8 protein-coding genes are annotated in these 13,046 nt (G+C 70.9%); 5 read left to right on the top strand and 3 right to left on the bottom strand.

What is annotated here, in order from left to right; genetic code table 11:
- Window positions 1-6: 6 nt before the first annotated feature.
- On the bottom strand, window positions 7-2,646 hold the full coding sequence (locus WME97_RS31390; protein WP_437542733.1) for a TonB-dependent receptor domain-containing protein: 2,640 nt from the start codon (window positions 2,644-2,646) through the stop codon (window positions 7-9).
- 237 nt (window positions 2,647-2,883) lie between these two features.
- On the bottom strand, window positions 2,884-4,671 hold the full coding sequence (locus WME97_RS31385; RefSeq protein ID WP_437542731.1) for a protein kinase domain-containing protein: 1,788 nt from the start codon (window positions 4,669-4,671) through the stop codon (window positions 2,884-2,886).
- 958 nt (window positions 4,672-5,629) lie between these two features.
- On the opposite strand from WME97_RS31385, the gene WME97_RS31380 reads away from it, so the two are divergent.
- From WME97_RS31380 to WME97_RS31370, 3 genes are read left to right on the top strand one after another with little or no spacing between them, the layout of a single operon-like run.
- Window positions 5,630-7,315, top strand: coding sequence for a protein kinase domain-containing protein (locus tag WME97_RS31380; RefSeq protein WP_437542728.1), 1,686 nt, complete (start codon window positions 5,630-5,632; stop codon window positions 7,313-7,315).
- A gap of 15 nt (window positions 7,316-7,330) precedes the next feature.
- Window positions 7,331-7,975: a hypothetical protein gene (locus tag WME97_RS31375; RefSeq protein WP_437542725.1), complete on the top strand. Its 645-nt coding sequence runs from the start codon at window positions 7,331-7,333 to the stop codon at window positions 7,973-7,975.
- A 12-nt stretch (window positions 7,976-7,987) separates the two neighbouring features.
- On the top strand, window positions 7,988-9,835 hold the full coding sequence (locus WME97_RS31370; protein WP_437542723.1) for a hypothetical protein: 1,848 nt from the start codon (window positions 7,988-7,990) through the stop codon (window positions 9,833-9,835).
- Here WME97_RS31370 and WME97_RS31365 read toward each other — a convergent pair.
- Window positions 9,792-10,823 (bottom strand): FG-GAP repeat domain-containing protein, encoded by a 1,032-nt coding sequence (locus WME97_RS31365; RefSeq protein ID WP_437542721.1) that lies wholly within the window; start codon window positions 10,821-10,823, stop codon window positions 9,792-9,794. The two genes, WME97_RS31370 and WME97_RS31365, sit on opposite strands and share 44 nt — an antisense overlap.
- Window positions 10,824-10,884: 61 nt before the next feature.
- Between WME97_RS31365 and WME97_RS31360 the strand changes: the two genes are divergently transcribed.
- Window positions 10,885-12,069, top strand: a complete 1,185-nt coding sequence (locus WME97_RS31360) for a phosphoglycerate dehydrogenase (RefSeq protein WP_157906991.1) — start codon at window positions 10,885-10,887, stop codon at window positions 12,067-12,069.
- Between the two features lie 322 nt (window positions 12,070-12,391).
- Window positions 12,392-13,039: a ribosome maturation factor RimP gene (gene rimP / locus WME97_RS31355; RefSeq protein WP_437542718.1), complete on the top strand. Its 648-nt coding sequence runs from the start codon at window positions 12,392-12,394 to the stop codon at window positions 13,037-13,039.
- Window positions 13,040-13,046 lie beyond the last annotated feature (7 nt).

Genomic DNA, 13,046 nt, shown 5'->3' with positions numbered 1-13,046 from the left:
CCTTGCCTAGAGCGAGTAGCTGAAGAATCCCATGAAGCGCCGGCCGATGCGGTTGCCGAACGGGTGCATCTGCAGCGCGTCGTCGCCGAGCCCGTCGAGCGCGTTGAACACGGTCGCGGAGATCTCGGCGCGGTCCAGGAAGCGGTAGCCGACGCGCGCGTTGAGCAGCGTGTACGCGGGCAGCTCGTACTGTTTCGTGGCGATGACCGTCCCCGTCGGGACCTGCTCGGCCCACACCTGCGAGGACTGGTAGTGAAGCGTGACCTCGCCGTCGACGCCGATCGGCGTGCGGACCTGGACCCCTGCGTTCACCTTGTGCCGGCTGGTGCGCGCGTCCTCGAGCGCGTCGCGCCCGTCCGGGCGCTGGTGCATCGAGCGGTTGAGCGCGTAGTTGGCGAAGATGTCGAGCCCCTCGATGGGGTAGACGCGGCCGCCGAGCTCGCCGCCGAAGACGTGGTAGACGTCGCTCTGGTTCTCGAAGCCGCCGAATCCGGAGGTGTATCTCCCGGTCTCCGGGTTCAGCCCCCCGGACCCGTGGGCGCGCTGCGAGAGGGTCGTGCGCTGCGGCTCGGCGAGCACGATGAGATCGCTCACGCGGTTGTAATACGCGGTGACCTCGAACTCGAAGTAATCGCTCTGCTGGTTCAGGTAGCTCGCCTCGGCGGTGATGATCTGCTCGGGGTCGATGGGGCGCTCGGAGCTGCCCGGCGTCCTCGAGGTCGAGAGGAGCTCGAGGCCGGGCAGCGCGAGCTGGATGGGCAGGTCGACGTAGGCCTCGAGCGACGTGGGCGAGCGGAACGCCGTCGAGCCCGAGAGGCGGATCGCCTGGCGCTCGGTCGGCTTGACGATGACGGAGCCGCGCGGCGACGGGATGAGCCGCTCCAGGTAGGGCACGTAGTCGAGCCTCCCGGACGCGACCACCGTGACGCGCTCGCCGAGCTTCATCGAGTCCTGGAGGAACACCGAGCCCTGGTGCTCGAGCGGCATGTCGTCCTCGAGGTAGCTCCACGACGTCGCCTTGAGCCGGTAGCCGAGGCCGATGTGGAAGTCGTGCACGACGGGGGCGGGCGCGCGGAGCGTCTTCACGAACTCGAGCTCGGCGTTCACGACGTGCTGCTGCGGCCGCCCTGCGAACAGCGTGTGCCCGAGGTAGGCGGCGTTGAGCAGCGAGTACCCGTCGAGGTTCGAGTAGTACGTCCGCGCGTTGACGTTCTCGCTGCGGTACGCGACCGCGACGTCCGCGTTGGCGACCTCCAGGTTGTAGTCGTTGAAGGGGCCGATGCCGTAGATGTCGAGCTCGCTCCGGGCGTAGCCGGCGCCCACCGTGAGCTCGCGCTGCGGCCCGAGCCGCTGCGAGGTCCGGAGGTCGATGCGGACGTTCTGCGCGCCGAGATCCTGGCTCTGGCCGCTCGTCTCGAGGTCGATGCGGTCGTCCGCGACCTCGCGCGACCACCGAGGGTAGCGGGTGTAGCCCGCGGAGAGGCGGTACGCGAAATCGCCCTCGCGCGCGGAGGCCCACACCGAGGCGTAGCCCTGCCGGTGATCGCCGTAGCCCGCGCGGAAGCCGCTCTTGCCGACGCCCGGCTCGATCGTGATGATGTTGACGATGCCGGCGAACGCGTCGGCGCCGTAGAGCGCGGAGCCCGGGCCGCGCACCACCTCGATGCGCTCGATCTGATCCACGTCGATCGAGAGCGCCTCCCAGAAGGTCGAGCCGAGCACGTCGTTCTTGACCGTGCGCCCGTTCACGAGGACGAGGATCTTGTTGGCGAGGCGGCTGTTGAAGCCGCGCATCGACACGTTCTCGTCGCCGCCCGTGATTTGCATGACGTCCATGCCGGCGACGCGCCGGAGCAGCTCGGGGATGCGCGTGATCCCGGAGAGCCGGATGTCCTGCCGGGTCACGATGGTCGTCGAGTTCGGGGAGTCGAGCGGGCTCTGGGCGCCGCGCGAGGCGGTGACGACCGTCTCCTGGTAGACGTCCTCGGTCCGGGCCGCGCCGACGATCCTCGCGGCGTCGCCGGGGGCCGCCTTCGATCCCGGCCCTGGCGCCTTCGTCGCGGCCGTCGCGGGCGCGCCCTGCGCGGCGGGCTCCCCGGCGGGGGGCGGCGGGGCGGGCGCCTCGCCCGGGGCGGGCTGCTGCGGCGCCGGCTGCTGCGGCGCGGGCGCCGGCGGCTGCTTCGGCTCGGGGATCGCCGCGGCGCGCTGCGCGGCGAGGCGCTGCTCCAGCTGCTCCACGATCCGCGTCACCTGCTCCCGGTCCGCGGGATCGCTCGCGATGTACTCGCGGTAGGCGGCGAGCGCCTGCTCGATGTGGCCGGCCTCGGCGTGCGCGCGCGCGATGTTGAAGGTGACGTTCGGGTGCGGGAGGATCTCGTTGGCCTTCAGGAGCTGCCGGATGCCCTCGTCGAACTGCTTCTGGGCGATGAGATCCATGCCTGCCCGGAAGTGGAGGCGCGCCTCGGTGCGGGCGTCGGCGAGCGCGCCGCGCGCGGCGGTCATCGCGCCGAAGGCGACGGCGCAGGCGAGGAGCTTCCGCCGGAGCGCCGCCGCGCGGCGCGGCCGCGCTGCGTTGGCGTCGTCGGTCGGGTCGAGCGCCGGGACATCGTCGCGGCGGCCGTGCGAGCAGGAATCGGAAGACGACATGAGTTCGCCCTGTCCTCAGCGGGGCCGGGGAGCGACGGCGATCCCGGCGAGAGCTCGGGAGCGCTGACGGCGCTGCTCCCCACATCACACCGAACACTTCATCGACGGGTCCGCGTGAGGAGCGTCCGGTGAGCTCCTCGCGCGAACGCGAAGCCGCTGCGGCCATGGTAAGAGGTCGCAGCCGCGAAAGCGCGGCGACTCTACCAGAAGAGCGGCCGGGGCGCGTCCGCGCCCTCGTCAGTAGGGGTTGCTCTTGTACGGCTCGGGCTTCTGGAGGTTCGCCCTGGGTTTGCTCGGGGTCGCCGGCGCCGCGATCGCGGCCGGGTCGAGCTTCGCGCGCACCTTCTCCTCGGCGCCGGAGACGCGCACCGTGGCCGGCTTGTAGCCCGGCTTCTCGAACACGAGCTCGTGCTCCAGCGCGAGCGCGGCCGCGGCCCCTCGCCAGACGATCTCGCACGGCGTCTCGGCGCAGAGCTCCTTGTTGCCTTCCCTGACGGCCGCGCCGGGCGGCGTGCTCTCGACGTGCAGCCCGCGCGCCGCGGGCGCCTGCGCTGCCGGGGCCGTCGCTGCGGGCGGAGGAGGGCTCACCGCGCCCTGCTCGCGCGCCGCCGCGCTCGTGTAGGCGGCCGGCCCGCGCGCCATCAGGGCGGCGGCGACGCCGACCCCGACCGCGAGGACCGCGGTGAGCGCCCAGGGGATGACCTTTCGACCTGGGCTCGCGCCGGTCTGGCCGGAGGAGAGCCCCTCCGCGGGCGGCGCAGGGCGCGACCCCATCGCGTCGGTGATCGACGGGGGGACGAAGACGGGCGCCGCCGGCGGCTTGAGGGCGCTGTCCGTGGCGAGGGGGCCTGTATAGGTGGCGGGTGAGCTCGCGGGGGGCGACGAGTACGGCGTGGAGAGGCCCGGAAAATCGCTCGTCGTCGAGAGCGGAGCGGCCGATGGGTACGGCGTGGCCGACGGACGCGAGGGCGCCGATGGGTACGGCGTGGCCGACGGATACGAGGGCGCCGATGGGTACGGCGTTGCCGACGGATACGAGGGCAGCGACGCGCGGTAGCCCGTCGTGCCGGACAGCATGGGCGGGTTCTCGCCCGTGTCTCGCGTGGAGATGCCACCTGCGGTGAACTTGAGCGCGGTGACGAGCTCGTTCATCGACGAGAAGCGGTGCGCCGGGTCTTTTTCCAGGCAGCGATAGACGATCCCCTCCATCGTCTGCGAGATGGAGAGCTGCGGGTTGTGGGCCTGCATCGGCGGGATCTGGTCGTGGACGTGCGACATGAGCGTCCCGACGCCCGCGCCCTTGTCGAAGGGCACCTGGCCCGACAGCATCTCGTACATCATCACGCCGAGCGCGTAGATATCGGTGCGCGCCGAGACATCGCTGCCGGTGATCTGCTCGGGCGCCATGTACTTGGGCGAGCCCATGAACAGGCCTTGTTGGGTCAGGTCCTCGCCGCTCTGGGTGTCCTTGACGAGCCCGAAATCGAGCACCTTCACGTGGTCGTGCTCGTCCTCGTGATCGACGAGCAGGACGTTGCCCGGCTTGAGGTCGCGGTGCACGACGCCGAGCCCGTGCGCCTCGCGGAGCGACCGGCAGATCTGGCGCGCGATGTGGGCCGCGCGCGCCTCGGAGAACGGCCCTTCCTCGCGGAGCACGCGGTGCAGGGTCTTCCCCTCGATGTACTCCATCGCGATGTAGTAGATATCGTCGTCGCTCTGGCCGTAGTCGAACACGGTGACCGTGTTCGGGTGCGTGAGCTTCGCCGCGATCGACGCTTCGAGGAAGAAGCGCCTGTGGAACTCGGGATCGTGGTCGCCGTCGTACTTGGGGCTCAGCACCTTGAGCGCGCAGATGCGGCCGAGCGGCGCCTGCTCGGCCCTGTACACCTTCCCCATGCCGCCGCGGGCGATGACGCTGACGATCGTGAAGCGGCCGTTGATGACACGCCCCAGCAGCGGGTCTGTCGCGGCAGCCCTCGAGACCTTCGAGCTGCCGGTTACCTCTCGCTGTCGGCTATCAGGCATGTCGCGCCTCTCCTCGGGCAGCGGGAGGAGGTGAAGATTGGACACACAGCAGCCGCCTCGGAAGCAGTGTGACTGAGGCGACTCTGAGGTGTCAATCTGCAGTGCCACGATACAAGCAGGAAATGCGCGGAGCGTGGTGCGCTGCCGTCCGTACGGTCGGTGAGGCATGGCGGGCCGCGCGAGGCTGAACGTGGGTGACCCCGGCGCGTCGCTGTGGGGTGAAGAACGTAGACGGATCGCGCGCAGGAGCGGGACGTTTGCACGGCCTGCGCATCGCCTCGGTCTGCGCGGCTCGCTCCGTCGCGAGCGCTGCGCGGCGCGCGGGTTGAAGGGGGTCGATCTGCAGCGGACCGCGACCATGTGCAGGAAGCCGCGTTCTGCGCGAGGCCGCCGATCCAGATGCGGTTCGCGTCGTCGGTGAAGAGAGAGGGAGAGCGACGTGCCTGCGATCGAGAGGCCCATGAGCGGCGCCAGGGAGCTGTCGGCGCGCACGCGACCGCCGTCGCCGCTCCCGCGCACGCCCTCGGACGGCGTCAGTCGGACGATGTCCTTCGCGACCTCTGCACCGTCTGCATCGTCCCGGACGAACATCGGTCCGCTGGGCCGTCCCCAGGCCACCGCGGAGGAGCCACTCTTCTCGCCCGTCCGGTGGATGGGGCGTGGCTTCAACGGCTCGCTGGCCCGGCGCACGTCACGCCAGCGCAGGCGCGCGCGGCGGTCGCGCCGGGCTGGCCGAGCCGCGTAAACAAATCAGCCGTCATCGTCAAGAGATCCCGGCGGCCGGGACGTTCGGAGGAGCGATCTCGGCCCAAATCAGCGGGTAGGCGGCCGCCGCCGCGCTGGGTTTGGCCTCTCCCTCCGAACGACCGTTGCGCTCGACGTTCAGATGGACGACGCTGTGCGCCGCAGCCGGTGTCGGGCACGCTCCGGTTCGCGCTCCTTTTATCCACCGCGGGCCGTGACCAAGACACCCCCTCCTCCCATCACTGCCGGAACGGTCATCAATGACCGTTACGACATCCGTCAGAGCCTCGGTAAGGGCGGCATGGGCGAGGTCTTCCTGGCCTTCGATCGCTCGACGCAGCAGACCGTGGCCCTCAAGGTGGTCCGCGAAGAGTCGCGCATGCCAGGCGACGACGAGGCGCTCCGCCAGGAGCTCCTCCTCGCGCGCTCGGTGGGCCACCCGAACGTCTGTCGCGTGCACGACCTCGCGCCGAGCCCGTGGGGCCCCATCCTCGTGATGGAGCAGATCCCCGGGCAGACGCTCCACACGCACATTCGCAAGCGCAAGGCCCAGGGCGGCTACTCGGCGGACGAGTTCCGCAAGATCGCGAGCGAGGTCTGCAACGGGCTCGCCGCCATCCACGCGCAGGGTCTGGTGCACGGCGATCTGAAGCCGGGCAACGTGATGGTCTCCGAGGGCCGCGCGGTGATCCTCGACTTCGGCTTCGCCCAGGAGCGCGCGCGCGCCTCGGCGCGCCGCCCAGGCGCCCCGCCGGACGGCGGCACGCCGAACTACATGTCTCCCGAGCGGCTGCGCAACGGCGGCGCGAGCCCCGAGGACGACGTGTACGCGATGGCCTTGACCCTCTGGGAGATGTGGACCTGCCGCGTCCCGGAGCCCGGCTACAAGCCGCGGCTCAAGACGATGAAGCAGCAGATCATGTTCGACGTCCCGGCGGGCCTGTCGATCGACGAGGTGCGGCAGATCTTCCGCGGCCTCAACGAGGACCCGTCGATGCGGCCGCAGGCGCGGCACATGCGCTTCTTCAACCCGTCGCAGCTCACGACGAGCCCGATCCAGCTGCCGCGCGAGCGCCTCGATCCGGGACCGCCGCCGGGCGGCGCGCTCAAGCTGAACTTCACCCCCGGGGCGCAGTCGCTGCTCGTGACGTACGCGACGAACGCGCCCGAGATCGTGGGCTCCCTGCTGCCGCTGCACGACACGAAGCTCGCGCTCGGCCGTCGCAGCGATCAGAGCCTGTGCGTGCCCGAGGCGACCGTCTCGGGGGCGCACGCGATCCTGAAGTGGCAGACGGGTTCGTGGTTCATCGAGGACCAGGGCAGCACGAACGGCAGCTACGCGGACTTCAACTACGAGCGCAAGTCGCAGGTCTCGCTGCTGCACGGCGGCGAGGTGCAGGTCGGCGAGTGCCGGATGAAGCTCGTGACGTTCGGCCCGGACTCGCCGCAGCACCGGCGCGCGAAGCAGTACCTCGCGAAGCGCGACGGCCTCACCGGCCTGCTCGTGCGCGAGCACCTGATGAAGGCGATCGACGAGGACGGGCTGTTCGCCGACTGGGCCGAGGTGCCGATGCAGGTCGCGCGGTACGAGCTGCGCGGGCCGAACCGCCAGGTCAGCGAGCGCCCGACCATCCTGGAGATGCTCGCCCTGCGGAAGGCGGCGCAGCGGGTGATCGATCTGACCGAGATGCTCCTGCTCAGCCTCACGCCGGCCGTCGCGGGCCGGACGGGTCCGCTCAAGTTCGTGGTCTCGATCGTGGGTCCGAGCATCGACGAGGCCCGTCACGTGGTCGAGCAGGTGGTCGCGCAGGTTCAGGGGATGCTCCCGGAGACGCTCGAGCTCGGCGCGACGCTGGTGAAGGGCGAGCCTGGGCGCCCTGCGCGGACGCTCATCGATTGAGCCTGAGCGCGTCCGATGAACAGCCGGCCTCCGTTCCCCTCCACCTCCAGTCCGCCGTCCCAGCCCTCGCCGTACCGCTACCTCGGTCGCGGCGGCAGCGAGCGCCCCGTGCGGCTCCAGATCATCATCGCGCTCGTCGCGGGCCTCATCGTGGTGGCGGTGCCGCTCTACCTGTGGCGGCGCCCGAAGCCCGAGTCGATCCCCTCCGCGGACGCAGCGACGGCTGACGCCGGCGCCTACGCCTGGGACGCGGGCGCGCTCGCCGACGCGGGCGCCGAGCTGTCGGCGGGCGTCACGCTCTCGCCGTTCACCACGATCAAGTGCGAGAACCCCGGCCCGGGCACCACCCCGCCCGAGCGCTGCGATCACGTCACGTTCTTCGAGGACGGCCTGTCGCGCGCGATCCGCGACAACGTCCAGTGCGCCCCTTCCGGCAAGGCGAGCGTCACGGTGAGCTTCGTCCTCGAGATGGACTTCCGGCGCAAGCGGACCAACCTCTACGTGGGCAAGTCGACGACGGTGAGCCGCGCGAAGACGAAGGAGCTGCTCCGCTGCGTGAAGCGGGCCATGCCGACGCCGGACTGGGGGACGATCCCGCACCAGTACGTGAAGTACAAGATCAACGTCATGGCGACGTACCCTTCCAACGAGTCCTTCTGAGGCGAGCGGCTCGTGCGTAGCGCATCGATCGTCCTGGTGCGCTTCGCGCTCCTGGCCTTCGGGGCGCTCCTTGCGATCGAGGCGCGAGCCCAGCAGGGCGGGACGGCAGCGACCGCCGGCAAGCAGGGGGGGCCGGCGGCGACCGCCGCGCCGGCTCGGAGCGAGGGCTATTCGAGCTACGAGAGCGCCACCATCGAGCGTGTCCTGTCGCGCCTCGGCGCGACGCTCGAGCCTGCCCCCGAGGGCAAGATCGTCGAGGGGATCGACGTGGTCCCGCTCGAGGTGATCGAGGACCGCGATCCTGCGCCGGCCTTCCTGAACTGGTTCCACGCCCTCTCGCGGCCGTACGTCATCCGGCGCGAGGTGCTGCTCGCGGTCGGGCGGCCTTACGAGCGGGCGCTCGCCGACGAGTCGGCGCGCAACCTGCGCGACCTGAGCCAGCTGTCGCTCGTCCTCGTCTTCGCCGTGCGAGGCGGCGCTCCGGATCGGGTGCGGGTCGCCGTCGTCACCAAGGACGTCTGGAGCCTGCGCCTCAACTCGGACTACCGCATCGCCGGCGGGCAGCTCGAGTACCTGTTCCTGCAGCCCAGCGAGCAGAACCTGCTCGGCGTCCACCACGCCGTCGCGGCGCAGCTCGCGCTCGATCCCGGCGCGCTCTCGCTCGGGGTCACCTACGCGATGCCGCGCATCGGGGGCAGCCACGTGCGGCTGCGGACCCAGGCGAACGCGATCACCGACCGGGAGACCGGCAAGCTCGAGGGATCGAGCGGCGAGTTCATCTACGGGCAGCCGCTCTACGCCACGCAGGCGGAGTGGGCCTGGGAGCTCGAGGTCTCCTGGCGCGACGAGGTGACCCGCCGCTTCATCGGCACGAAGCTCGCCACCTTCGACGCGGAGGCCACGCCGGGGGACGATCGCGTCCCGTACCGCTACAGGAGCGATCTCATGGTGGGCAGCTACGCCGTCACGCGCAGCTTCGGTGGAGGCGCGTCGAGGTCCTCGGCCGTGAAGCACGACGTCGCGGTGGGCATCGAGGCGAGCCGCAAGGTCTATCGCCTCGACGCGCCCGGGGGCCTCGCTCCTGCCGCGATCGCCGAGTTCGAGGAGCGCGTGATGCCGGTGAGCGACACCCGCGTCGCGCCGACGTTCAAGTACGCGACGTACTCGACCCGCTTCTTGCGCGTCCTCGACTTCAACACGCTCGCGCTGCAGGAGGACTACCGGCTGGGGCACGAGCTCGCGATCCTGATCTATCCGGTCACGACCGCGCTCAACTCCAGCCGGAGCTTCCTCGGGATCTCCGCCGCGGCCGCGTACACCGTCGCGCTCGGCGACGGCCTCGCGCGCGCCGTGGTCGAGACCGTCACCGAGCTCGACGGCTCGCAGATCTTCGACGCCTCCATCGAGGCGCGCGCGCGGGTCCACACGCCGAGCTTCGGCGTCGGGCGGCTCGTGTTCGACGTGCGCCTGTTCGACCGGTACAGGAACTACCTGAACAGGAAGCTGGTCCTCGGCGGCGACACCCGGCTCCGCGGGTACCCGACGGCGGCGTTCATCGGCGAGGACGTGCTCTCTGCGAACCTGGAGCTCCGCACGCGGCCCCTCGAGATCTGGTCGTGCCAGGTCGCGGGCGCGGCCTTCTTCGACGCCGGCGACGCCTTCGACGGCTTCGATGATCTGCGCCTCAAGCAGTCGGCAGGCTTCGGGGTACGGGCCCTCTTCCCGCAGCTCAGCCGCGTCGTCATGCGCGCCGACTGGGGGGTGCCGCTGACGCGCGGCTACAAGGAGCCTGACGCGCTCCCCGGCGACATCCTCGTCACCTTCGAGCAGGCGTTTCCGATGCTCCCTGCGGACGAGTAGGGACGCCGCCGACGCCGGGCGGCGCCGGTGGACCGCTCGCGGCCGCCGCGATCGCGCCCGCGACGCGCGCGCGGTGCGCCGAGAACGCGCCTCGGAGCGCGGGCGTCACCGGCTCCCGGTCGAGCGTCGCGAGCGCCTCGGCCGCCGGCCTGCCCGCGAGCACCGCGTGCCAGGCCTGCTCGAGCGCTCCCCGCAGGCGCGCGGCGTCGTCCTTCGGCGGCTCCTGCCGCTTGCCCTGGCCCGCCTTCTCCGCGCCGGGGCCTTCCGCGCGCTCTAGATGGAACGCCCGAGCGACGCTGCCGCGGTGCGTGTAGCGATCTCCCTCGAACCCCGCGACGTCGAGGAGATCCGGCGCGATGGGATCCCCCTCGTCCAGCGGGATCCGGCCGGCGAGCTCCAGGATGCCATCCTGGTCGACGTCGAGCGCGAACCGCGGCGGCGCCGCGAGCTCGACGGCGTACCGGGCCGCGCCGAGCGGCTGCACGGCCCAGATCTCCAGCTCGCCTCCCTCGTTTCTGAGCACGACGTCCGGAGCGCCGTCTCGGTTGAGATCGGTCCCGGAGCGGAACACCCCGAGCTGCTCCGTCGCCTCCGGCTCGTGGCCGGGGAGGAGCGACGGTATCAGCTGCGTCGCCTGTCTGCGGTCCACGCGCCCGCTGTCGAGGGGCCCCGCGGCGATGACCACGCCGTGCGGCGTCGCCACGCGGACCGCCGAGGTGCGGCGCCCGAGCGCGTCGGTCCCCCTGTAGCCGCGCACCACCACCTCGCCGCCGCGCCGTAGCGCGCCGCGGAGCTCGACCTCGAGCTTCAGCCCGAGCTCGGCGGCCTCCACGTCGATGGCGTGCAGCCGAGCGTCGAGGTCCGGGCGCGCGACGAACGCGCCGAGCGTCGGTCTGCCCGCTGCGCCCCAGGGAGAAACCTGATGATCGCTGGCGCATGAGCTGGCGCAACTGACGCAGACGACGCAGACGACGCGCAGAACGCCCATCGTCAGCGAGAGCTTTTCTGTTACGGTTCCCGTCCGCATGCGCCTGCTAGTAGCCGACAAAATGGACCTTTCGGCTCTGGAAGAGCTCAAGGTGCTCGGGATCGAGATCGAGTCCCGGCCGGAGCTCACCAGAGACACGCTGCCAGCGGCCCTCGACGGGATCGGCATTCTCGTCGTTCGTTCCACGGAGGTCACGGCGAAGGCGATCGCGTCCGGGCGGCAGCTCAACCTGATCGTGAGGGCAGGGGTCGGCGTGGGCACGATCGACGTCGCGGCCGCGAGCGCGCGCGGCATCTACGTGGCGAACTGTCCCGGCAAGAACGCGACCGCGGTGGCAGAGCTGACGATGGCGTTCATCCTCGCGCTGGACCGCCGCCTGGTCGATGCGACGTCGGAGCTCCGGGCCGGCCGCTGGGAGAAGGCGAAGTACTCGGTGGCCCGTGGCCTGTTCGGTCGGCGGATCGGGATCGCGGGGCTCGGCGCGATCGGCCGTGAGGTGCTCCTGCGCGCCCGCGCGTTTGGGCTCGAGCCGCACGCCTGGTCGCGCTCGTTGACGCCGGGCCGCGCCGCCAAGCTGGACGTCAGCTATGCGCGGACCTTGGAGGATCTGGCTGCCCGCTCTGACATCTTCACCGTCCACCTGACGGCCACCCCGCAGACGCGCGGCATCGTCAGCCGGAGCGTCCTCGAGGCGCTCCCCGACGGCGCCATCGTCGTGAACGCCGCGCGCCCCGAGGTGATGGACTACGCCGCACTCGAGGAGCTCATCCCACGCAAGGGGCTACGGGTCGGCCTTGACGTGTTCGCCACCGAGCCTGACAAGAGCTCGGCGCCGTTCGAGTCGCACCTCCTCGCGCGAGGGCTCGTCTACGGCACCCCGCACGTCGGCGCGCAGACGGAGCAGGCCCAGCGCGCGGTCGCCCTCGAGACGGCCCGGATCATCCGTGCCTTCATGACGGAGGAGGAGCTGCCCAACGTGGTCAACATCTGCGCCACGTCGCCCGCCCGCTACGCGGTCGTCGTCCGGATGATGGACAAGGTCGGCGTCCTCGCGAACACCCTCAGCGTCATGAAACGCCACGGGATCAACATCGAGGAGATTTCAAACACCGTCTTCGAGGGGGCCACTGCGACCTGCACGAAGATGCGCGTCTCCGGCCGGCCGAGCGAGGCCTGTCTGAAGGAAATCGCGGCGTTCGAGGAGGTCCTGCACGTCGATATCGTCGCGCTGCCGAATCTGGCATAACGCTGACGGACCCGGGGGGCGCGTCGCGCGACTGCCGCGCGGCGGGGAGCGCTCCAGCGCTTACGCGCCGCTGGCGGTCGCGAGGACGCGAGGAGGAACCGGCGGGAGATCTCCGGCCGTGCAGGGGCGGTTTGCCCGTATCCCCCCTTGCATGAAGGCCCGCATTCGACTAGGTTGTCCGCCGACAACTAGGCGGATCCGCGAGCCGGGTTCCCAGTTCGGGGAATCGGCTCTTTTTTTTTGGCGCAGAGGCACCGGGCACCCTCGCTCGGGGCCGATCGCGCCGGGAGGACCCGGATCCGCCGAAAGTGACGTCTCTCACATGCAGCAACCCATAGAGCCTTCGACCAGAGCCGTGTTCGACCTCGGGCGCGTTCGCGACGCCGTCGCGCCGGTGCTGGCCTCGCATGGGATCACGCTCGTCGATCTGGAGTGGATCACGGAGCGGGCGGGCTGGACGCTGCGGTTCACGATCGAGCGCCAGGACGCGGACCACGCGGACGACGCGGGCGGCGGGGTCACGCTCGAGGACTGCGCGGACGTGTCCCGCGACGTCTCATCGGTCCTCGACGTCGAGGATCTCATACCCAACCATTACAACCTCGAGGTCAGCTCGCCTGGCCTCGACCGGCGGCTGCGTACAGCGGCCGAGTTCGCTCGTTTCCTCGGCAGGACGGCGAAGGTGAAGCTGGCGCGCCCCGCGCCGGACGGTCAGCGGTTGCTCCGGGGCGAGCTCCTCGAGGCTCCGGAGGGGCAGGTCGCGGTGCTGGTCGACGGCAAGCGGATCGCGGTCCCGTTCGCGGATGTCGTGGAGGCGCGCCTCGTCTTCGAGCTCACGGCGCAGCCCAAGAAGGGGCAGCGGCAGGGCAAGGAGCCGGCTAAGGAGTCGGGGCAGAAGAAGCAGCTCGCGGAGGCGGCTCCGCGGTCGGGCTCAAAGCGGAGCGAGCGCGGCTCCGAGAAGCGCAAGTAGAGAGAAG

This window comes from Sorangium sp. So ce367, from assembly GCF_051520455.1.
Taxonomy (GTDB): Bacteria; Myxococcota_A; Polyangia; order Polyangiales; family Polyangiaceae; genus Sorangium; species Sorangium cellulosum_B.
Note: the sequence above shows the minus strand (reverse complement) of the source record. Positions and strands in the feature narration are given on the sequence as shown.

Coding starts and splice junctions, on each gene's coding strand:
- WME97_RS31385 (WP_437542731.1), bottom strand. CDS start 4,671: ATGCCTGATAGCCGACAGCGAGAGGTAACCGGCAGCTCGAAGGTCTCG.
- WME97_RS31375 (WP_437542725.1), top strand. CDS start 7,331: ATGAACAGCCGGCCTCCGTTCCCCTCCACCTCCAGTCCGCCGTCCCAG.
- WME97_RS31365 (WP_437542721.1), bottom strand. CDS start 10,823: ATGGGCGTTCTGCGCGTCGTCTGCGTCGTCTGCGTCAGTTGCGCCAGC.
- WME97_RS31360 (WP_157906991.1), top strand. CDS start 10,885: ATGGACCTTTCGGCTCTGGAAGAGCTCAAGGTGCTCGGGATCGAGATC.
- WME97_RS31390 (WP_437542733.1), bottom strand. CDS start 2,646: ATGTCGTCTTCCGATTCCTGCTCGCACGGCCGCCGCGACGATGTCCCG.
- rimP (WP_437542718.1), top strand. CDS start 12,392: ATGCAGCAACCCATAGAGCCTTCGACCAGAGCCGTGTTCGACCTCGGG.